Raw genomic sequence first — 21986 nt, 5'->3', positions numbered from 1 at the left:
GCTCAGCTGCAGCCGCTGGTGGAGCCGCAGCCCTCGCAGAGGTAGCAGCTGCCGGCGCGGCGCATCTTGGTGCCGCAGGAGAAGCACAGCGGAGCGTCGGCGTTCAGACCGAGCTGGATCTCCAGCAGCTCCGTGGAGTTGTGCGCCTCCTTGGGCGCCGGGGCCGCCGCGGGAGCCGCGGGCTTGGCCGCCGACAAGGGCTTGGGGGCCTCCACGTGGCGCGGCGCGGACTGCGCCAGGCCCTCGACGTCGACGTCGTCCTCACCGGCTTCGTAGGAGCCGGTGTCCAGGTGCCGCTGACGCTCCTCGGCCGAGTGGATGCCGAGCGCCGAGCGGGTCTCGAAGGGCAGGAAGTCCAGCGCCAGGCGGCGGAAGATGTAGTCCACGATGGACTGCGCCATCCGCACGTCCGGGTCGTCGGTCAGGCCGGCCGGCTCGAAGCGCATGTTGGTGAACTTCGAGACGTAGGTCTCCAGCGGGACGCCGTACTGCATGCCGACGGAGACGGCGATGGAGAAGGCGTCCATCATGCCCGCGAGGGTCGAGCCCTGCTTGGACATCTTCAGGAAGACCTCGCCGAGCCCGTCGTCCGGGTAGGAGTTGGCCGTCATGTAACCCTCGGCGCCGCCGACGGTGAAGGAGGTGGTGATCCCCGGGCGGCCCTTGGGCAGGCGCTTGCGGACCGGGCGGTACTCGACGACCTTCTCGATCTGCGCGGGAAGTGCTTCCTCGGTGCCGGCGTCGGCCGTGGTGTCCGGCTTCTTCTTCGCCGACAGCGGCTGGCCGACCTTGCAGTTGTCGCGGTAGATCGCCAGCGCCTTCAGGCCGAGCTTCCAGCCTTCGTAGTAGACCTCCTCGACCTCCTCGACGGTCGCGGACTCCGGCAGGTTGACCGTCTTGGAGATGGCACCCGACAGGAAGGGCTGCGCCGCGGCCATCATCCGGACGTGGCCCATGGCCGAGATCGCGCGGTCGCCCATGGCGCAGTCGAAGACCTCGTAGTGCTCGGTCTTCAGGCCGGGCGCGTCGATCACGTTGCCGTGCTCGGAGATGTGGGCGACGATCGCCTCGATCTGCTCTTCCTGGTACCCCAGGCGCTTGAGCGCGACCGGGACGGTGTTGTTCACGATCTGCATCGAGCCGCCGCCGACCAGCTTCTTGAACTTCACCAGCGCCAGGTCGGGCTCCACGCCCGTGGTGTCGCAGTCCATCATCAGGCCGATGGTGCCGGTGGGGGCGAGCACCGAGGCCTGGGCGTTGCGGAAACCGTTCTTCTCGCCGAGGCGGATGACGTCCTGCCACGCCTCGGTCGCCGCGGCCCACACCGGGGTGTCGAGGTCGTCCATGCGCTTGGCGACGGAGTTGGCGTCGGAGTGCTGCTTCATGACGCGCTTGTGGGCGTCGGAGTTCCGGGCGTAGCCCTCGTACGGGCCCACGACCGCGGCCAGTTCGGCGGACCGCTTGTAGGAGGTGCCGGTCATCAGCGAGGTGATCGCTCCGGCGAGCGCGCGGCCGCCGTCCGAGTCGTACGCGTGGCCGGTCGCCATGAGCAGCGCGCCCAGGTTCGCGTAGCCGATGCCGAGCTGGCGGAAGGCGCGGGTGGTCTCGCCGATCTTCTCCGTCGGGAAGTCCGCGAAGCAGATCGAGATGTCCATCGCGGTGATGACCAGCTCGACGACCTTGGCGAAGCGCTCCGCGTCGAAGGTCTGGCGGCCCTCGTCGTCGTGGCGCAGGAACTTCAGCAGGTTGAGCGAGGCGAGGTTGCAGCTCGAGTTGTCCAGGTGCATGTACTCGCTGCACGGGTTGGACGCGGTGATGCGGCCGCTCTCGGGCGAGGTGTGCCAGTGGTTGATCGTGTCGTCGTACTGGATGCCGGGGTCGGCGCAGGCCCATGCGGCCTCGGCCATCTTCCGGAACAGCGACTTGGCGTCGACCTGCTCGATGACCTCACCGGTCATCCGGGCGCGCAGGCCGAACTGCCCGCCCTCCTCGACGGCCTTCATGAACTCGTCGTTGACGCGGACGGAGTTGTTCGCGTTCTGATACTGGACGGAGGTGATGTCGTCCCCGCCGAGGTCCATGTCGAAGCCGGCGTCGCGCAGCGCGCGGATCTTCTGCTCTTCCTTGACCTTGGTCTCGATGAACGCCTCGACGTCGGGGTGGTCGACGTCCAGGACCACCATCTTGGCGGCGCGGCGGGTGGCGCCGCCCGACTTGATGGTGCCGGCGGACGCGTCGGCGCCGCGCATGAAGGAGACCGGCCCCGAGGCGTTGCCGCCGGAGGAGAGCAGTTCCTTGGAGGAGCGGATGCGGGAGAGGTTCAGGCCGGCGCCGGAGCCGCCCTTGAAGATCATCCCCTCTTCCTTGTACCAGTCGAGGATCGAGTCCATCGAGTCGTCGACGGACAGGATGAAGCAGGCGGAGACCTGCTGCGGCTGGGCGGTGCCCACGTTGAACCACACCGGGGAGTTGAAGCTGAACACCTGGTGCAGCAGCGCGTACGTCAGTTCGTGCTCGAAGATCTCCGCGTCCGCGGGGCCGGTGAAGTAGCCGTGCTCCTCGCCCGCCTTGCGGTAGGTGAGCACGACCCGGTCGATCAGCTGCTTGAGGCTCTTCTCGCGCTTCGGGCTGCCCACCGCGCCGCGGAAGTACTTGCTCGTCACGATGTTCACCGCGTTCACCGACCAGAAGTCGGGGAACTCGACACCGCGCTGCTCGAAGTTGATCGATCCGTCGCGCCAGTTCGTCATGACGACGTCACGGTGCTCCCACACCACCTCGTCGTACGGGTGCACGCCGGGGGTGGTGTGGATGCGCTCGATACGCAGGCCCTTGCTCGCCTTCGACCCCTTGGTGCGTGAACCGCGTGCCGGGCCGCTCGTCGTCTCTGTCATTCCGCCTCCCAATATGGGCAAACGCCCTGATGTGCGCGGTTCTTCCCCGCAGCACCGTGTGTTGTCTGCCGCCTCGGCGCGCTGGCGGCGCCTCGGCAAATCCGTGTCCCGGCGCCGGTCAGTCGGCGGCCGCGGGCGCGGGGACCCCGAGGTCCTCGTCAAGCCCGCCGGGAGTGGTGGGTGGGAGCTGCTCGCGCAGCTCCGTGATGGCCCGCTCGAAGTCGTCGAGCGAGTCGAAGGCCCGGTAGACGCTCGCGAAGCGCAGGTAGGCGACGAGATCGAGCTCCTGGAGCGGGCCGAGTATGGCCAGTCCCACGTCGTGCGTCGACAGCTCGGCGCTGCCGGTGGCCCGGACCGCCTCCTCGACCCGCTGGCCGAGCAGCGCGAGGGCGTCCTCGGTCACCGGGCGGCCCTGGCACGCCTTGCGCACGCCCGCGATCACCTTGGTGCGACTGAAGGGCTCCGTGACGCCGCTGCGCTTGATCACCATCAGCGAGGCCGACTCGACGGTGGTGAAGCGCCTCCCGCAGTCGGGACACTGACGCCGGCGTCGGATCGCGGCACCGTCATCGGTGGTCCGGCTGTCGACGACGCGGCTGTCGGGGTGTCTGCAGAAGGGGCAGTGCACGGTCTTCCACTCCCTCCCTCACCCGCGGTGAGCGCATGGCGAACAAGCTCCGACGGGTTCCTGCCGGAACCTGCGAGAGCAGCCTCAAGCATAGGCGATGGCGGTGGCATGGGAGCCACGGGGCCTGCTTGGAAACCACAACTTGTGGTGGCCGGGCCCTATCCAACCACTAGATCTGGTGGCACCGCACCAAGGGGTGCCATCCGCGTGTCGCGCCGGGGCCGGCGGCCACGGAGGGCGTTCGCGGCGCGCCGGAGCGTACGGGGGACGAATCCGCGGGGCGCTTTCCAGGACACGGTGCGAGACTGGGCCGGCCGGAATCCGCGGACCCGACCCGCTATCGAACGACGTTCGGTCGTCGTCTCGGCCAGATCTCGCGAGCCTTCGAGTCGGCATGGCGGCAGCGGAGTCGGATTCGAACTTCCATTCGATCAATACACCCGGTACCTTGATCACGTCAGCGGATTTTTGCTAATTCACTCGAACGTGTGTTTGGCGCAACCTTTCGAAACCCACTACCGTTGTACTAACTGCCCGCACGCGGAGACGGGCCGACCGCAGTCCATGCGGTGGAGAACAACTCGAAAGGGGCCGCCGTGACCACCACCGCAGAGAGCGCCACCGGCACATTGCCCGCCCATGACCGCTCCCCGGACGGAATCGGCCCGTTGGACGTCGCGAACGAAGACAGCAGCCCCAAGCCGGCACGCGCGCTGCCCGGACGGCCCCCGGGAATTCGCGCCGACAGCTCGGGGTTGACCGAGCGTCAGCGCCGCGTCATCGAGGTGATCAGGGACTCGGTGCAGCGCCGCGGTTATCCGCCGTCCATGCGCGAGATCGGCCAGGCCGTCGGCCTGTCGAGCACGTCCTCGGTCGCCCACCAGCTCATGGCGCTGGAGCGCAAGGGCTTCCTGCGCCGCGACCCGCACCGGCCGCGCGCCTACGAGGTCCGCGCGTCCGACGCCGGCCACGCGCAGCCCACCGACACCACCGGCAAGCCGTCCGCGTCCTATGTGCCGCTGGTCGGCCGGATCGCGGCCGGCGGCCCCATCCTCGCCGAGGAGTCGGTCGAGGACGTCTTCCCGCTGCCGCGCCAACTCGTCGGGGACGGCGAGCTGTTCGTGCTCAAGGTGGTCGGCGACTCGATGATCGAGGCGGCGATCTGTGACGGCGACTGGGTCACCGTACGACGCCAGCCCGTCGCCGAGAACGGCGACATCGTGGCGGCGATGCTGGACGGAGAGGCGACCGTCAAGCGCTTCAAGCGGGACAACGGCCACGTCTGGCTGCTGCCGCACAACGCCGCCTACCAGCCCATCCCCGGCGACGAGGCCACGATCCTCGGCAAGGTCGTCGCCGTGCTGCGCCGGATCTGACGCAGGGTCCCCGACCACGGGGCACGGCCGGACATCGGCCGACCTGGGACGCGACCAAGGCCCGGGAGACCGCCACCGCGGTTCTCCGGGCCTTTCCCACGCCTCGGGCACCTTGTAGCAGCGGCCGCCCGTACGGGCTCCCAGGGCCCGCACACGGCCGTGACGGGCCCGCTACGCGTCTGCTGCGGCCGTCTCCGCCGCCCCGGCGGCCGCGTCGATCGCCGCCAGGGACTTCCGCACCTGGTTGCGGTCGTTGGTGTACCAGAACTCGGGCATCGAGGACCGCAGGAAGCCCCCGTAGCGGGCGGTGGCCAGGCGCGGGTCGAGCACCGCCACGACACCCCGGTCGCCGGTGGCCCGGATCAGCCGCCCGGCACCCTGGGCCATCAGCAGTGCCGCATGGGTGGCGGCCACCGCCATGAAGCCGTTCCCCCCGTGCTCCTCCACCGACTTCTGGCGCGCGCTCATCAGCGGATCGTCCGGCCGGGGGAAGGGGATGCGGTCCATCACCACCAACTGGCAGTTCGCGCCCGGCACATCCACGCCCTGCCACAGCGACAGCGTGCCGAACAGGCAGGTCCTGGCGTCCTCGGAGAAGGTGCGGATCAGCTCGCCCAGCGTCTCCTCGCCCTGGAGCAGCACCGGGTGCTCCAGCCTTCCGCGCAGCGCCTCCGCGGCCGCCTGGGCGCCGCGCATCGACGAGAAGAGCCCGAGGGTGCGCCCGCCGGCTGCTTCGATCAGCTCGGCCAGTTCGTCGAGCATGTCCTCGCGGCCCGAGTCGCGGCCGGGCTGCGCGAGATGGCGGGCGACGTACAGGATGCCCTGGCGGCGGTAGTCGAAGGGCGAGCCGACATCGACGCCCTTCCACTGCGGCACCTCGTCCTCGCCCTCCGCGGCCGTCACGCCCTCGGGCGACAGGCCCAGCGAGGCGGCGACACCGTTGAAGTCGCCGCCCAGCTTGAGCGTGGCGGAGGTGAGCACCACCGAGCGGTCGGTGAAGAGCTTCTCGCGCAGCAGGCCCGACACGCTCAGCGGCGCGACCCGCAGCGACGCGCCGAACCGGTCGTGCCGCTCGCACCACACCACGTCGTACTCCGAGCCCTGCACCAGGCGTTCGGCGACCTCGTGGACGTGCTCGACGGAGGCGAGGGCCTGCTTGCGGACGACATCCTCGTCCTGCACGGAGCGGTCGCGGGTCTCGCCGAGCGCGGTGATCACCAGGCGGCAGGCGTCCCGGAGCGCCGCGAGCGCGTACGCGAGGTCCTCCGGGATCTCCTCCAGCCGCCCGGGCTGGGCGAGCTCCATCACCCGCTCGAAGCCCTCCCCCGCGCTCATCAGGGCGTCCGCCGCCTTCTCGTTGACGAGTCTGGCGGCGCGCTTGACGGCGCGGTTGACCCCGAGGGGGCTCAGCTCGCCGGTGGCGACACCGGTCACCCGCGAGACCAGTTCGTGCGCCTCGTCGACGATCAGCACCTCATGGCTGGGCAGCACCGGGGCGCCCTCGATGGCGTCGATGGCCAGCAGGGCGTGGTTGGTCACGACGACCTCGGCGACCTTGGCGCGCTCGCGGGCCGCCTCGGCGAAGCACTCGGCACCGTAGGCGCACTTGGAGGCGCCCAGGCACTCGCGGGAGGTGACCGAGACCTGGCTCCAGGCGCGGTCGGAGACGCCGGGGCTGAGCCCGTCCCGGTCCCCGGTCTCGGTCTCGTCGGCCCAGTCCCGCAGCCGCAGCAGGTCCTTGCCGAGCTTGCTCGTGGGCGCGGCGGCCTCGAAGGGGTCGAAGAGGCCGTCCTCCTCGTCCTGCGGCACTCCTTCGTGCAGGCGGTGCAGGCACAGGTAGTTGGACCGGCCCTTGAGCATCGCGAACTGCGGCTCGCGGCGCAGCAGCGGCTTCAGCGCCTGGACCGTGCGCGGCAGGTCCCGCTCCACCAGCTGCCGCTGGAGGGCGAGGGTGGCAGTGGCCACCACCACGGGCTCGCCGTGCGCCAGGGCGGGCACCAGGTAGCCGAGCGACTTGCCGGTGCCGGTGCCGGCCTGGACGAGCAGATGGGACTGGTCTTCCACGGCGTCGTGTACGGCCTGCGCCATGGCGACCTGGCCTTCCCGCTCCACGCCGCCGACGGCGGTGACGGCGGCGTGCAGCAGGTCGGTGAGAGCGGGTGGGGTGGTGGCAGTCATAGGAGGGCCAGCCTACGGCGCCGCACCGACAACGCCGTCCGGGTGAGACCGGTCCGGTCACCGCGCGGGCCTTCGCCGCACCGTCCCGGTCAGGCGGTGCTAGCTTCTGGTCACATGCAGTGCGAGAGCCGTATGACGCTTGATGCCTCGGCCGCGGAATATGTGATCGACGTGGCGAACGTCGTACGGGCGCCGGCCCTGGGCGGGGACCGGGCCGCGGACCTCGGCCGCTTCGAGGCGCTGCTGGACGCTCTGGCGGAGTTCGCCCGCGACCCGGCGGTGCAGGTCTATCCGATCACCGACCGCTCGCTGCTGACCGACGGACGGCTCACCCCGCAGGAGCGCGCCCGGCTCGACCGCTGGTACCGCGACCGGCTGCTGGAGGTCCTGCCCCGCGCCGACGACCGCATCCTGGAGCTCGCCGACACCCTCGAACTGCACGTGGTCAGCGCGGACAACTTCCTGGACTTCCACCGCGCCTATCCCTGGATACCCGGTGACCGGGACCACTTCCTGCGCCCGCTGCTCGGGCCGGACGGGGTGCTGGTGGTGCGCCCCCGGATCATGCCGGTGCCCCCGGAGTGGCAGATCTCGCGCAAGGAGGAGGAGGGCCTGCTGCTGGAGGCGGGGGTGCTCAGGCGCTGGGCGCCGTCGGCGCACCGCGATGTGCTCAGCCGGGAGTGGCGCTGCCCGGAGGCGGACTGCCCGCTGTTCGGGGCGGGCGAGCACCCGAGCGCCGCGCTCCCCCGCCGGCGGGGCAGGCGGGTGCTGTGCCCGACCCACGGGGTGCCGCTGGAGGATGCCGGGCCGCGGCCGCGCCGCGCCCAGATGAAGGTGCTCATGGACGGCACCGTGCGCGGCCGCTTCATGGTGACGGCCGGGCAGCCGCTGACGGTCGGGCGGGCACCGGCGGGTGGCGGGGTCGCCCTGGGCGCCTGGATCGACGACAAGGCGGTGGACTCCGTCAGCCGCACCCATGTGGTGCTGGAGTACGACGGGACCGGGCTGACCGTCGTCGACGAGCGCAGTGCCAACGGCACCCGTATCCGGCGCCGCCGCCCGTCCGGTGACGAGATGCTGCCGCTGTTCCACGGCACGCGCTGGCAGTTGCGCCGCGGGGACGCGGTCGTGCTGCACGAGCGGCTGGAACTGCTGCCCAGCGGCCGCCAGTTCGTGTTCGAGGACGACGCCACCGACGGTACGGTCGGAGCGCAGCAGGCCGCCGCGGCCGCGGAACCGACGATGGTCGGCCTGCCGTCGGACCTGTGGCGGTTGGCCGGCGAACCGCCCCCGCAGGGGTGAGCGCCGGGCAGCGGCGGTGTACGCACGGGAGGGCGCGCGGGTGAGCGGGAACATGGTCGGCGGGAGTGGCGGGCCGCCGGACGGGATCGGCGCCGGGACGCTGCTCGGTGGGCGCTTCCTGCTGGCGGACCGGCTGGGCGGGGGCGGCTTCGGCCAGGTCTACGCGGCCGTCGACCAGGGTTTGGGACGCCGGGTGGCGGTAAAGGTGCTGACCTTGCGTGCCGAGTGGGCCGAGGACGAGCGCAAGGAGCGGCAGGGCCGTTTCCGCCGGGAGGCCGTCGCCGCCGCGGCGCTCGGCCATCCGAACGTGGCGACCGTCCATGACGCTGGCGAGCACGACGGCCGCCCCTTCCTGGTGATGGAGCTGCTGACCGGCCAGGACTTCGGCGCGGTGCTGCTGGACCGGGGCGGCCTGCCGGTCGACGATGTCCTCGGCTACGGCGCCCAGATCGCCGCGGGCCTCCAGCACGCCCACGAACACGGGCTCGTGCACCGCGACATCAAGCCGGAGAACCTGATGCTGCTGCCGGACGGCACCGTCAAGATCTGCGACTTCGGCCTCGTGGTGCAGAGCGACCCGCGGCGCGTGCGCCACACCGACCCGCAGGCGGTGCTGGGCTCCCCGCCGTACTTCTCGCCCGAGCAGGCGCACGGACGGGAGGTCACCGCCCGGTCCGACCTGTACTCCCTGGGCTGCGTGCTGTACGCGCTCCTCGCGGAGGGCCCGCCCTTCTCCGCGGGCAATGTCATCGGGTACGCCTACGCGCATGTGCACGAGACGCCCGAGCGGATCGAGCGGCGCCGGCCGGAGGTGCCGCCCGAGCTGGCGCACCTGGTGCACGAGCTCCTCGCCAAGGACCCCGCCGACCGGCCCCCGACCGCGGAGTTGGTGGCCTCCCGGCTGCGGGCCATGCGGCGCCCGCGGCGTGTGCCGCGGACGCCGACCTCGTTGGACCGGGGGACGCAGCACGTGGTGTGGACCCTGCTGGAGGAGGGCGAAGGGCTCCTGACGGCGGGGCACTTCGCCGACGCGGACCGCCGGTACTGGCAGGTGCTCCAGCACCTGGCCCGGCAGGACGCCGACCGGGCACCGGCGGCCTTCGCCGCCCGGTTCGGGCGGGCGCGGGCGCTGGAGGGGCTGGGCGGCGCGCCGACGGCCGCCACGCGTCTGGCGGAGCTGGCGCGCGAGACGTCCGCCACCCTGGGTGCCGAGCACCCGCTCGCCAGGTGTGTGGCCTCCTATGCGGCGGTCAGGGCAGTACCCGGACCGTGACGTCCGCGGCGAGCCGGACCACGTCGCCCGGGTTGAGGACCGCCGGCTCGTTGGGCGGGAGCCGGTAGCCGTGCAGGAAGGTGCCGTTCATGGAGCCCTCGTCGGTGATGGACGCCGATCCGTCCGGCTCCACCGCGACGGTGGCGTGCAGCCGCGACAGGTTGTCGTGGGCGGCGAGGAAGGCCACGGCGGGGCACAGGCGCCGCTCGCGGCCGAGCCGGATGTGCCGGCCGGGCTCGACCGCGACGACCTGTCCGCCCGGGAAGCCCAGCCGCAGCGCGAGCGCCGGCGCGTCCCTGCGGGTGCTGTCGCTGCCCGCACCGGCGTCGCCCCTTCGGCCGATGACACGGGTGTGCTCGGTGTGCGGGTCGGCGGCCGGACGGGCGTCCGCGGGCTGCGCGGACGCCATGGCGTCGACCGCGCCGGCCGGCGCCATGGCGTCCGGCCCGGCGGGGGCCGCCATGAGTGCGAAGGGCACGTAGCAGCCCTGGCAGACGAGTTGCCCGGGCTGGGCGCCGGTGGTGCCGCACGCCGGGCACCTGCCGCCGCCAGTCTCCTCGCCCATCCCACTCCCGCCGTCGGGCCGTTCGCCGGTGCGGCCCTCGTCGGACCGATCGTAGCGGTGCGGTCAGGGTCCGCAGAGCGGGTTGGCCACGGTTCCGTGCACGGCCGCGTGGGGGCGGCTGGGCCGGTCGCGGTAGCCGTCGAGGTGCAGGCGGTTGCGGTTCAGGCACAGCCGGGCGATCCGCGGGGTGAACAGGTCGAACAGCGCGAACCGCTCCTTGAGTTCCGGGAAGCGGTCCTGGTGGCGGATGATCTCGTCGCGCACCAGGGTCCAGAACTCGTTCTCGGGCACACCGAGCTGCTGTTCGCACAGCGGCGCGAGATAGCGGAACACTCCGATGAACAGACCGGAGTGGATGAACTGGGTGAGGAATTCCGGCGCCTCGGTGAGCAGCACGGCGCGGACGTCCGCCGGCATGGTGGCGTGTTCCGGCAGCCGGTGCGCGGAGACGTTCACGTCGTCGACGAAGTCCTTGACCGCCAGCCGCACCGGAACGTCGTGCTCGTCGTAGACGACGATCGCGTTCTCCCCGTGCGGGGAGAAGACCGTGCCGTACCGGTAGAGGAAATGCAGCAGGGGCGGGAGAAGCGCGGCGAACAGGTGCCGCAGCCACACGCGGGGGGAAAGCCCGGAACGGGCGACCAGCTCGGCGGTGAAGGCGCGGCCGTCGGGGTCGGTGTGCAGAAGCGCGGCGAGGGTGCGGGCGCGCTCCCCGGGTGCGAGGTACGCCGTCAGCGGCTCACGCCAGATGCAGCCGAGCAGTTCGCGGTACTGGTACGGCACCTGCGGCATCTTGTCGTACTGGGGGTGGGCGACGGTGACGGATGCCACCTCGCCGAGGAGGATCACCCGGGTCTCGTCGCGCAGGAAGCGGTCGTGGTCGCGCAGGGTGTGCACCCAGGCGGTGACGGCGGGGGCGGCCAGCGTGCGTTCGGTGGGCAGACCGCGCCAGACCAGGGTGTTGAGCACTGCCAGCGGGAGCTTGACCGTTCGCCGGTGCGGGCGACTGGTGTTGAGGAAGGTGCGGACGGACTGCTGCGGCAGCCGGAGGTCGTTGTCAGTGGTGAGGTGGATGATGGACCCGTCGGCGATCGCGGGTGCGAAGAGCGGGGCGACGACCTGTTCCCACTGCCAGGGGTGCACGGGCAGCAGCAGGTAGTCGGCGGGTTCGCGGCCGTGCTCGGCGAGGGTGCGGTGGAAGGTGTCGAGGACGTCGGGGGCGAGTTCCTCGGCGTAGAGCTGGTCGGAGGTGGTCAGGGTGCCGGTGCCGCGGTATTCGGCGAGGTCGCGGTGGACCGCGATCCAGGGCAGCAGGTGGCGTCTGCGGGCCTCGGGCGCCCAGTGCGCCGCGTCGGCGTCCGAGAACCCGATACGGCCCTTGTTGGCCACGAGCCAGGGGTGCCCGGTCTGGTGCCCTTCGAGTTCCGCGTAGCCGAGGTCGGCGAGTTCGGCGACCGGCAGCGCGGTGGCGTCCAGCCGCAGGTCGGCGCGGAGCGTGGTGAGCAGTTCTCTGATCAGGTGGCCGGTGGTGTCGCCGCTGAGGCCGAGCACGCTGTCGTGGCCGTGCGCCAGGAAGTGCATCGGGTCACCGGTCGGGGTGATGCTGCCCGCGTCCACGTACCAGCTGCCGTACGAGCCGCGGCGCGCTCGGAAGCGGTAGGTCACGTCGGGGGTGAGGTCGACCCGGTAGGTGTCGGGGCCCGACGCCGGGTCGGGTAGGGGCGCGATCACGTCTTCGTAGGCGAACTCGGCGAGCATCTTGGCGAGCAACCGCCGGGCCGCGCGCTCCCAGGCGGCGCCGGACTCGGTCAGGGGTGTGATCGTCACGGGGTGCTCCTGCGGACGGGAGGGACAAGAGGGCTGCTGGCGAGGCGGCCGTCACCGGTCGGACGGCCGGCGCGGCCACGTGCACATGGCAGGTGGCCGGCCGCGGTCGGGCGCGGCCGGCCACTGTGTCAGATGCGATGGCGCAGGGCTCGGTCACGGATCATCAGGGCGGCACGTTTGTCCGGCAGGTCCACCTCCTCGGACAGTCGGAAGCCGGCGGCGAGGAAGGCCGCCACGGACGGGGTGTTGCGCAGATCGGGTTCGGCGATCACCCGGCCGCAGGCGGGACGGTGGTCGAGGACGAGGTCGGAGACGGCGCGCAGCAGGGTGCCGCCCAGGCCGCGGGCCCGGTCGGCGACACCGCCGATGAGCAGGTGGACCCCGGTGTCGTGCGGCCGGGCCGGGTAGTAGCGCGCGACCGGGTCGAGGTCGGCGCGGTAGATCTCCCAGTAGCTCATCGGGGTGCCGTCGAGGACGCCGAGGCAGGGCACGCTGCGGCCGTCGGCGTCGAGTTGGGCCCGCACGTGGTCTGCGGTGACCTGCTGGTCGCCGGCCAGCTCCCAGAACTCCGCGACTGCCGGATCGTTCATCCACACGGTGAGGGTCGCGAGGTCCCGCTCGAGGTCGACCGGGACCAGTCGGAAGGTGCCCACTGCCGTCTCGGCCGCCCGCCAGGTCGCGATGCGGTCGAGCAGCCCGCTCGCGCCGCCGCCTGCCGCCCCCGCCTCCCCGCCGGGCGGCGCTGCCGTCGCCGCTCCTTCCGCGAACAGCGCGAGGACTTCCGGGGGCAGTTTCAGGTCGAGGGTGTCCTCGGTGCTGGAGTCGGCGTTCGGCAACGGTGCTCCTTCCTGTCCCGACCGGACGCGAGACGGGCGCGCGGCCGGGACATGGCGGGCGGTAGGAGGGGTCGGGGCGCCGCCGGTCAGCGGGCCAGCGGATTGGGCAGGGTGACGTACACGGACTGGGTGTCCACCGGCCCGACGAGTTCGTCCATGCCGTGCAGCCGGGTCAGCAGGTTGGCCTTGCAGCGCAGGTGCGGACTGTGCAGCAGGCGCTCGGGCAGGCTGCTGGAGCCGCCGGCGGAGTCGGTGAGGAAGCGGCGGAAGGCGGCGAGCAGGACCTCCTCGTCGGCGAGCCGCTGGGCGCCGAACGCGCCGATCAGGCCGAGGACGTTGTTGATGCCGAGGTAGTAGGCGAAGCGCTCGTCGGCCACCTCGTCGGTGACGAAGGTGTCGCTCTGGGCGCCGATGCCGGGCAGTTGGCGCTCCAGCGCGTCCCGGTGCGACTCGCGGAAGTAGTAGCCCTGGTTGTCGCGGTAGTGTCCGCCGTTCGGCCAGCCGTCGGCGTCGAGCAGCACGAGCGTGTTCTGCTGGTGCGCTTCGAGGGCGATGCCGGCCTCGCCGTCCAGCCACAGCACGGGCCGGACCACCTCGTCGAGGTAGCGCAGGAACCATTCGGTGGCGACCGCGGTCGCGGGCCGGCCGGTGCGCTCGGCGAGGCGGCCGACGATGACCGCGAGCCGGGAGGCGAGGGCGGGTGCGGGCATGCCGGGCCAGGGCCGGGGCGAAGTCAGCCCGGCGACGCAGTGCGCCTGCGCCCCGGGGCCGAACGGGCTGTGCCGCAAGGCGACGTCCAGGCCGGCCACCGGGCGGCCGTCCGGGTCGTCCACGGCGAGCCAGGCGGGGTCGCGGACGATGTCGAAGCGGGGGTGCGCCTCGTACCAGCGGGTGGCCAGCCCGCTGCGCAGCAGCCGGTGCACCTCGGCACCGCGCTGCAGTTCCTTGCGGAGGTTCTCCCGGCGGGAGTTGGTGATGCGCAGCGCCAGGGACAGCTTGAGCATGATCTGCGTACCCGGCCGGTAGACGGTGCGTACCGAGGAGGTGGGGTGCCACTGCTCGCCGACGGGGCCGAGGTCGTGCAGCAGGCCCGCCTCGAACAGCGCCCGCACGGCGGGCCGGTGGCCCACCTCCCGGGCCTGCCACGGGTGCAGCGGCAGCGGCGCGGTCCCGGCGGGCAGCGCCAGGTCGGGGCCGGCCAGCGCCGTGAGCAGGTCGGGTGCCGGCACCGGCCGGCCGCGCTCGGTCCACGCCGAGTCGGTGGCGAGCAGCGACCGGTCGACCGCGAACCAGTGCAGCGGGAAGGAGCCGCGCAGTTCGGGTGAGTAGGCGGCCGCCTCCGCGTCACCGAGGCCGTCGCGGCTCTTGGGCGTGGGGTGCAGCGGGTGCCCGAGGATCAGCGCCTGCTCGGAGTCGAGGAAGGGCAGTTCGGGCTCGCTGCTGCCGGGGTGCCGGCGCCGGTCGGCGACGAAGACGGCGGTGCGCCGTACCGAGTCGGCCACCCTGGCGACCAGGTCGGCGCCCTCCTCGGGGTCCGCGCCGCTCTCCCGGGTCAGCAGCGCGGCGAGTTCGACGGCGGTCAGCGGCCGGTGGTCGGCGGCGGCGAGCCGGGCGGGCCCGAAGCGGTGGTGGCCGGTGGCGGACCAGTGGTGGACGACCGCGCCGACGGCGGTGCCGGCCGCGGGCAGCGGCACGCGCAGCATCCCGTCGGACGGTTGTGGCAGGCCCTTCTCACGGGTCCAGCAGCGCAGCAGCGCCTCGGTGCCGGCCGCGTCGGCCACGGCGTACGGCTCGTCGCGTGCCAGCGGGTCGGTACCGGTCGGGTTCCAGGGGGTGCGTGCCCGCTGCTGGGGCACTGAGGTGGCGGTGTCGTGGCGGTCGATGCCGGCGGGGTCCACGGGTGCGGTCATGCCTGGGGCCTCACTTGTCGGTACGGCGCTGCGGCGGTACGGCGGGGAAGTACGGCGGTGGGGGTGCGCGCCGGTCTGTCGGGGTGCTCCGGCACCGCGGCGGCGCGCGCCGGGGCGGCTCGGTGGCGCGTCGGGCAGGCGCCGGGGCCGGCTCTCACGAGGCACCCGCCGTCCAGGCGTCGGCGCGGGCGGTGCGGGCGCCTCGGTCGGAGCCGCGGGTCCCGGCAGGGCGGGTCCCGGCGGGGCCGCTTCCTTCGGCCTGGTCGGCCGCGGCGATGGCGTCGGCGAGCCGGTCCAGTACGGCGTCGGCCTGCTCGTCGGTGATCGTCAGCGGTGGGAGGAGGCGGACGACGCTGGAGTGCCGCCCGCCCAGTTCGATGATCAGACCGCGACGCAGGGCCTCCTGCTGGACGCGGGCGGCCAGGCGCGGCGCGGCCGGAAGCGTTCCGCGGTCGTCGGGTTCGGCTGCGGTGTCGACGAGTTCGACGCCGATCATCAGGCCGCGGCCGCGTACGTCGCCGATGCAGGCGTGGTCGCCGGCCAGCGCGCGCAGTCGACGCAGCATCAGGGACCCGACCTCCTCGGCGCGCCGGTGCAGCGCGTTGCGCGCCACGTAGCGGATCGTGGCGGCGCCTGCCGCCATGGCGAGTTGGTTGCCGCGGAAGGTGCCGGCATGGGCACCAGGGTGCCAGGCATCCAGCTCCTCGCGGTAGACGATCACCGCGAGCGGGAGGCTGCCGCCGATGGCTTTGGACAGCACCATGACGTCGGGCACGATCCCGCTGCGCTCGACCGCCCAGAACGTCCCGGTGCGGCCGACTCCGGTCTGCACCTCGTCGGCGATCAGCGGGATGCCGCGGTCCGCGGTGATCTCCCGCATCCGGCGCAGCCAGCTGCCTGGAGCGGGGATGACGCCGCCCTCGCCCTGCACCGGCTCCAGCAGCATTGCCGCGGGCTGCCGTACGCCGCCCTTGGGGTCGTCGAGGAGGCTGGCGGTCAGCCGCGCGGACAGCTCCGCGCCCTGCTCGCCGCCGGTCCCGAACGGGCAGCGGTAGTCGTACGGGTAGGGCAGCCGGGTGACGCGGGTGTCGGCCTCGACGGTGGCCCGTGCGGCGGTGTCGCCGGTCGCCGCGAGGGCCGCCGCGGTCATGCCGTGGTAGGCGCCGGAGAAGGCGACCAGGCCGCTGCGGCCGGTGGCGATCCGGACGAGCTTGATGGCCGCCTCGACCGCGTCGGTGCCGGCGGGGCCGCAGAACTGGATGCGGCCGCGGTCGGCGAGCCCGGGCGGCAGCGTGTCGAACAGCGCGGTGGTGAAGTCGTCCTTCACGGGCGTCGCGAGGTCCAGCACGTGCAGCGGCGCCCCGGAGTCCAGCACGCGCCGCACGGCCTCCAGGACGACCGGGTGGTTGTGGCCGAGCGCCAGGGTGCCGGCACCTGACAGGCAGTCCAGGTAGCGGCGGCCGTCGGCGCCCTCGACGGTCATACCGCGGGCCCGGACCGGCACCACCGGCAGCGACCGCGCGTACGTGCGCGCCGCGGACTCCCGCTGCGCCTGTCTGTGCAGGATCGCTTCCCCCGAGTCGAAGTCTTCGGCGGGTGCCGTGAGTTGTCCCGGCACGCTCGAAGTGGCCACCACGTGTGTTCTCCTCCTGCTCGGTGTTCCGCCCCGCTGTCCCCCATACGTACCAACGACGCGGTCACCGACCGATCACGGGCCGCCACCGGACTTTCCGCCCCGGGGACGGCCGCGCCCGGGGAACCGTCCATGATTTGGGTCAGCACAGTTCTCACCAATGCGTGAACCAGGGGGAGTTACATCCATGCCATCGATACGCAGACCGCTGGTCGCCGCAGCGGCCGCCGTACTGCTCGCGGGCGCGGCCACCGCGTGCGGGTCGTCCGGGAGCCATACCGACGCCAAGGCGACAGCCTCGCCGAGCACCGCCGCGGCGGTCAGCAAGTCGTTGCCCAAGCTGCCCACGTCGCTGCCGACGAGCCTGAGCGACCTGAAGAAGTGGGAACAGGCGTACAAGGACGGCGGCTGGAAGAACTGGGACAGGACGACCTGGCTGCGCAAGGCCCAGGACTTCGTGAACCCGGTGATCGACGGCCTGTGGAGCGACGACCGGATGAAGGGCGCCGACCAGGACGACAAGCAGGTGCCCGCGGACGTGCCCGCCGACCAGGGGAAGACCGACCCGGTGCCGGCTCCCGAGACGGCCAGGAAGGTCAGCACGCCCTACCACGACAACGCGCCGGCCGTCGGCAAGCTGTTCTTCGACAGCCCCAAGGGTCCGATGGTCTGCTCGGCCACGGTGGTCGACGACCCGGCGCACCCGGGCAGGTCGAACCTGGTGTGGACGGCCGGGCACTGCGTGCACGCGGGCAAGAGCGGGGGCTGGTACCGCAACATCGCGTTCGTGCCGGACTACAACGACAGCGGTGAGAGCGCGTCGGCCCTGGCGCACGCGAGCGTGGACAAGCTCGCCCCGTACGGCGTGTGGTGGGCGGACTGGGCCGGTACCTCGGACCAGTGGATCAGCACCGGCTCCGAGCAGGGCGGCGGCGGCTCGCCGTACGACTTCGCGGTGCTGCACGTGACCCCCGCCAAGGGCTCCGGCGGCAAGTCCCTGCAGGAGACGGTCGGGGCGGCCATGCCGGTGTGGTTCGACGCGCCCTCGACGACGCAGATCAAGACCGTGGGCGCGTGGGGGTACCCGGCGGAGGCGCCGTACGACGGCCAGCGGATGTACGCCTGCCAGGGCACGCCGGGCCGGCTGTCTCTGCTGGCCTCCGCGCCGACGGAGTACCGGCTCGGCTGCACCATGACCGGCGGCGCGTCCGGCGGCGGGTGGTTCGCCACGATGCCCGACGGCAAGGTGGGGCTGGTCAGCAACACCTCGGTCGGCCCGCTGACGGCGACATGGCTGGCCGGCCCCCGGCTGGGCGCGGACGCGAAGAAGCTGTACGACAAGGTGAGCAAGAAGTTCAGCTGATCCGTACGGCGGCTGCGGCGGGAAACGGTGCGGGCCCGCCTCCTTGAACCGCGGGGAACGCGGGCAGGAGACGGGCCCTCACCGTGTGCGCGACGGACGCCTGGTGTGCCGTCGCCAGGGCGGCGCGGCGGTCAGCGCTGTGCGGCGAGGGTGAACGGCGCCAGTTCGGCCGCCAGATCCTCGTGCACCTGCACCCGCAGCAGGGTGCCCTCGCCGGTGTGCTCCTCGGAGAGCACCTCACCACCGGCGTGCACCCTGGAGACGAGCCCGCCGTGCGTGTACGGCACCAGCGCCTCGACCTCCACCTGCGGGCGCGGCAGCGCCTCGTCGATCAGCTCCAGGAGCTCGTCGATCCCCTGGCCGCTGCGCGCGGACACCGCGATGGCGTGCTTCTCGGTCCGCAGCAGCCGCTGGAGGACCAGCGGGTCGGCCGCGTCGGCCTTGTTGACCACCACGATCTCCGGCACCTGGAGCGCGCCCACGTCGCGGAACACCTCGCGGACCGCCGCGAGCTGCTCCTCCGGCACGGGGTGCGAGCCGTCCACCACGTGCAGGATCAGGTCGGCGTCGGCGACCTCCTCCATCGTGGACCGGAACGCCTCGACCAGGTGGTGCGGCAGGTGCCGGACGAAGCCGACGGTGTCCGCGAGGGTGTACAGGCGGCCGTTGGGCGTCTCGGCGCGCCGGACCGTCGGGTCCAGGGTGGCGAACAGTGCGTTCTCCACCAGGACTCCGGCTCCGGTGAGCCGGTTGAGCAGCGAGGACTTGCCCGCGTTGGTGTAGCCGGCGATGGCGACGGACGGCACCTTGTGGCGCCGCCGCTCCTGCCGCTTGAGGTCGCGGCTGGTCTTCATCTCCGCGATCTCCCGGCGCATCTTGGCCATCTTCTCGCGGATGCGCCGACGGTCGGTCTCGATCTTGGTCTCACCGGGTCCGCGGGTGGCCATGCCGCCGCCGGAGGAGCCGGAGCCACCGCCACCCATCTGCCGGGACAGCGACTGGCCCCAACCGCGCAGCCGCGGCAGCATGTACTGCATCTGCGCGAGGGAGACCTGCGCCTTGCCCTCACGGGACTTGGCGTGCTGGGCGAAGATGTCGAGGATGAGGGCGGTGCGGTCGACCACCTTGACCTTGACGACGTCCTCGAGGTGGATGAGCTGTCCGGGGCTCAGCTCACCGTCGCAGACCACGGTGTCGGCGCCGGTCTCGACGACGATGTCCCGCAGTTCCTGCGCCTTGCCCGAGCCGATGTACGTCGCCGGGTCCGGCTTGTCGCGCCGCTGGACCACGCCGTCGAGCACGACGGCCCCGGCGGTCTCGGCGAGGGCGGCCAGCTCGGCGAGCGAGTTGTCCGCGTCGTCGGCGGTGCCGGAGGTCCACACCCCGACGAGCACCACGCGCTCCAGGCGGAGCTGGCGGTACTCGACCTCGGTGACGTCCTCCAGCTCGGTGGAGAGTCCGGCGACCCGGCGCAGAGACGCGCGGTCGGAACGGTCGAACTGGTCGCCGTCCCGGTCCCCGTCGATCTCGTGGCTCCAGGCCGCGTCCTCTTCCATCAGGGCGTCGGCCCGAAGGCTGTCCGGGAGGCGCTGGCGGTCGTGCGAAGAAGAGGAGGAAGCGTTGGAGGTCATCGGGTCCTTCGGTCGTACGGTCGGTGTCCGGCGGCCGTGTCGGCGCCGTCACTCTCGATGGTCGCACGCCGGGGGCGAAGGGTCACGTGACTTTCGCCGCGACGACCGGCGGGTCCCGCGCGACGCGGGCGCGGCGAACGCCACTCGCACAGGTTCACTCGCAGGAGTGACAGCTGCCGGGAACAGCGGAAAGCAACCGATCGTTTACTCAGTGTGATCAATTACGGATGGCAGCGACAGCAGGCTGGGCCCGGTACACGTCGTACACGCCCGGCACCGACTTCATCGCCCGCATCAGCGCCGCGAGCGCTTCGGGCGCGGGCAGCTCCACGGTGTAGGTGTGCCGTACGCGGTGCTCCTGCGGCGGCTCCACAGCCGCGGACACGATGCCGATCCCCTGGGCCGCGATCACCTCGGTGAGGTCGGCGAGCAGCCTCGGCCGGCTGAGCGCCTCGGCGAGGACGGTGGCACGGAAGTTCCCGCCGGAGCTTCCGTCGCGCCAGCGCACGGGTACGGCGGTGCGTCCGGCGTCCGCCATACGGGAGCCGGCCGGGCATCCCGCCCGGTGCACTGCGACGGTGCCGCCGCGGATCACGAATCCGGTCACGTGATCGGGCGGCACCGGTGTACAGCAGCGCGCCAGGCGTACCGCCGCGCCGGGCAGGTCCGTCACGGCCACCGGCTCGGTGTCGCGCGGGCTGTCGACCGCGGGCACGGGGCGCGCGGCCGGTTCGGCGGCCGGCGTGTCCTCGCCGGCGTCGGCGGGGTGCTGGGTCAGCCAGCGGGTGATGGCGATCCGGGCGGCAGGCGTGGTGGCGTACTCCAGCCACTCCGGGTCGGGGCCCTCGGGCTCGGGCGCCGTCGCGGCGGTGTCGTCCATCAGGAGCTGGAGCGCGTCGCCGTCGCGCAGGCGGGTGCCCAGCGGCGCCAGCCTGCCGTTGACCCGGGCGCCGACGCAGGCGTGGCCCGCCTCGCCGTGGACGGCGTAGGCGGCGTCCACGCAGCTGGCGCCCGCGGGCAGCCGGAGGGTGCCGGGGGTAGCGCCGTCCTGGCCGGTGAAGACGGTGATCTCGCGGTCCTGGGCGAGGTCGTCGCGCAGCGCCGTCCAGAAGGTGTCCGCGTCGGGGGCCGCGCGCTGCCACTCCAGGAGCCGGGAGAGCCAGCCCGGTTGGGTGGGGTCGGGTCCGGCCCAGCCGTCGCCGCCGGCACCGGTGGCGCCCGCCGCTTCCGGGCTCTGCGGCGCCTCGGCGGCGTAGGGATTGCCGAGGGCGATGACCCCGGCCTCAGCGACGCGGTGCATGTGCTTGGTACGCACCAGCACCTCGGCGACACGGCCGTGCCGGTCGGCGATCGCGGTGTGCAGCGATTGGTAGAGGTTGAACTTGGGAGCGGCGATGAAGTCCTTGAACTCGGCGATGACGGGAGTGAAGCAGGTATGCAGTTCACCGAGTACGGCGTAGCAGTCGGCGTCCTCGTCGACGACGACGAGCAGGCGGCCGAAGTCGCAGCCGCCCAGCTCGGTCACACCGCGCTTGCGCATGAGCCGGTGTACGGACACGGTGTGGCGGGGGCGGATGCCGACCTCGGCGGTGATGCCCGCGTCGCGCAGCACCCCGCGCAGGTCCTCCGCGACGACGGCGAGCGGGTCGGGCCGCGCGGCGGCGGCCTCGATCATGGCGCGGGTACGGGCGTGCTCCTCGGGGTGGAGGATGGCGAAGACCAGGTCCTCCAGCTCGCTCTTGAGGGCCTGCACGCCGAGCCGTTCAGCGAGCGGGATGAGCACGTCGCGGGTGACCTTGGCGATCCTGGCCTGCTTCTCCGGGCGCATCACCCCGAGGGTGCGCATGTTGTGCAGCCGGTCGGCGAGCTTGATCGACATCACCCGCACGTCGTTGCCGGTCGCGAGGAGCATCTTGCGGAAGGTCTCGGGTTCGGCGGCGGCGCCGTAGTCGACCTTCTCCAGTTTGGTGACGCCGTCGACGAGGTAGCTGACCTCCTCGCCGAAGCCGCGCCGGACCTGGTCGAGTGTCACCTCGGTGTCCTCGACGGTGTCGTGGAGCAGGGAGGCGGTCAAGGTGGTGGTCTCCGCGCCGAGTTCGGCGAGGATGAGGGTGACTGCCAGCGGGTGGGTGATGTACGGCTCGCCGCTCTTGCGGGTCTGCCCGCGGTGGGAGGACTCGGCGAGCACATACGCCCGGCGCAGGGTCTCGACCTCGTCTCGGCCGGCCTCGGGATGTCGGGCGCGGTGCACCTTGATCAGGTGCTCGATGGCGCCGGGCAGTCTGCCCCTGCTGTGGCCGCTGCTCCCGAGGAGTGCCACCCGGCCCAGACGTCGCAGGTCGATCCGTCGCATGTCGATGCGGCGCAGCCCGCGCCGGACGATATCGGCGGCGTTGTCCGCGCTCTCCGCGTTCACCGCGTTGTCTGCGCTCATCGGGGCCTCCCGGCAGCGTGGACCGGCTGCGGGAACTCACCACGCCCCGTGGGGCCGCGCCGGTGATTGATGCTATCGAGCCCACCACGCGCGGCTGCCACGCTCTCGCCGAGAGTGATCCCCATCACCCGTTCGA

The 21986-nt window shown here is 72.4% G+C and carries 14 protein-coding genes; 4 read left to right on the top strand and 10 right to left on the bottom strand.

The window, feature by feature from the left end:
* Positions 1-2 precede the first annotated feature (2 nt).
* Together WA788_RS19300 and nrdR are read right to left on the bottom strand one after the other, a co-directional pair.
* Complete coding sequence (locus WA788_RS19300) at positions 3-2894, bottom strand: vitamin B12-dependent ribonucleotide reductase (RefSeq protein ID WP_335978936.1); 2892 nt, start codon at positions 2892-2894, stop codon at positions 3-5.
* Between the two features lie 118 nt (positions 2895-3012).
* On the bottom strand, positions 3013-3522 hold the full coding sequence (nrdR, locus tag WA788_RS19295) for a transcriptional regulator NrdR (RefSeq protein ID WP_335978935.1): 510 nt from the start codon (positions 3520-3522) through the stop codon (positions 3013-3015).
* Positions 3523-4118: 596 nt separating this feature from the next.
* Here nrdR and lexA point away from each other — a divergent pair.
* Positions 4119-4898 (top strand): transcriptional repressor LexA, encoded by a 780-nt coding sequence (gene lexA, locus WA788_RS19290; RefSeq protein ID WP_335978934.1) that lies wholly within the window; start codon positions 4119-4121, stop codon positions 4896-4898.
* A gap of 171 nt (positions 4899-5069) precedes the next feature.
* Here lexA and WA788_RS19285 read toward each other — a convergent pair whose 3' ends face one another.
* A complete protein-coding gene (locus WA788_RS19285) occupies positions 5070-7076 on the bottom strand; it encodes an ATP-dependent DNA helicase (RefSeq protein WP_335978932.1) in 2007 nt (668 codons plus the stop codon).
* A 132-nt stretch (positions 7077-7208) separates the two neighbouring features.
* Here WA788_RS19285 and WA788_RS19280 point away from each other — a divergent pair, with 132 nt between their 5' ends.
* Together WA788_RS19280 and WA788_RS19275 are read left to right on the top strand one after the other, a co-directional pair.
* Entirely contained in the window at positions 7209-8378 is a 1170-nt protein-coding gene (locus WA788_RS19280; RefSeq protein WP_335978930.1) for an FHA domain-containing protein, read from the top strand.
* A 40-nt stretch (positions 8379-8418) separates the two neighbouring features.
* Complete coding sequence (locus tag WA788_RS19275) at positions 8419-9651, top strand: serine/threonine-protein kinase (RefSeq protein ID WP_335978927.1); 1233 nt, start codon at positions 8419-8421, stop codon at positions 9649-9651.
* Here the strand turns inward: WA788_RS19275 and WA788_RS19270 are convergent.
* The 5 genes from WA788_RS19270 to WA788_RS19250 all read right to left on the bottom strand — a co-directional run bounded on the left by WA788_RS19270 (position 9629) and on the right by WA788_RS19250 (position 16422).
* On the bottom strand, positions 9629-10216 hold the full coding sequence (locus tag WA788_RS19270; protein WP_335978925.1) for an FHA domain-containing protein: 588 nt from the start codon (positions 10214-10216) through the stop codon (positions 9629-9631). The genes WA788_RS19275 and WA788_RS19270 overlap by 23 nt on opposite strands.
* Before the next feature lie 63 nt (positions 10217-10279).
* A complete protein-coding gene (locus WA788_RS19265) occupies positions 10280-12043 on the bottom strand; it encodes an IucA/IucC family protein (RefSeq protein WP_443034065.1) in 1764 nt (587 codons plus the stop codon).
* A gap of 128 nt (positions 12044-12171) precedes the next feature.
* Positions 12172-12969, bottom strand: coding sequence for a GNAT family N-acetyltransferase (locus WA788_RS19260; RefSeq protein WP_435136830.1), 798 nt, complete (start codon positions 12967-12969; stop codon positions 12172-12174).
* The gene (locus tag WA788_RS19255) at positions 12966-14789 is read right to left on the bottom strand and encodes an IucA/IucC family protein (protein ID WP_335978922.1); all 1824 of its coding nucleotides are present in this window, start codon (positions 14787-14789) and stop codon (positions 12966-12968) included. Before WA788_RS19255 ends, WA788_RS19260 begins: the two co-directional genes overlap by 4 nt.
* 154 nt (positions 14790-14943) lie before the next feature.
* Entirely contained in the window at positions 14944-16422 is a 1479-nt protein-coding gene (locus tag WA788_RS19250) for a diaminobutyrate--2-oxoglutarate transaminase family protein (RefSeq protein ID WP_435176925.1), read from the bottom strand.
* Positions 16423-16609: 187 nt separating this feature from the next.
* Here WA788_RS19250 and WA788_RS19245 point away from each other — a divergent pair, with 187 nt between their 5' ends.
* Positions 16610-17785: a trypsin-like serine peptidase gene (locus tag WA788_RS19245; RefSeq protein WP_335978920.1), complete on the top strand. Its 1176-nt coding sequence runs from the start codon at positions 16610-16612 to the stop codon at positions 17783-17785.
* A 131-nt stretch (positions 17786-17916) separates the two neighbouring features.
* Here WA788_RS19245 and hflX read toward each other — a convergent pair whose 3' ends face one another.
* Together hflX and WA788_RS19235 are read right to left on the bottom strand one after the other, a co-directional pair.
* On the bottom strand, positions 17917-19416 hold the full coding sequence (gene hflX / locus WA788_RS19240) for a GTPase HflX (RefSeq protein WP_335978918.1): 1500 nt from the start codon (positions 19414-19416) through the stop codon (positions 17917-17919).
* A gap of 217 nt (positions 19417-19633) precedes the next feature.
* Positions 19634-21850 (bottom strand): RelA/SpoT family protein, encoded by a 2217-nt coding sequence (locus tag WA788_RS19235; RefSeq protein ID WP_335978916.1) that lies wholly within the window; start codon positions 21848-21850, stop codon positions 19634-19636.
* Positions 21851-21986 lie beyond the last annotated feature (136 nt).

The organism is Streptomyces sp. CA2R106, assembly GCF_037034245.1.
Classification (GTDB): domain Bacteria; phylum Actinomycetota; class Actinomycetes; order Streptomycetales; family Streptomycetaceae; genus Actinacidiphila.
Note: the sequence above shows the minus strand (reverse complement) of the source record. Positions and strands in the feature narration are given on the sequence as shown.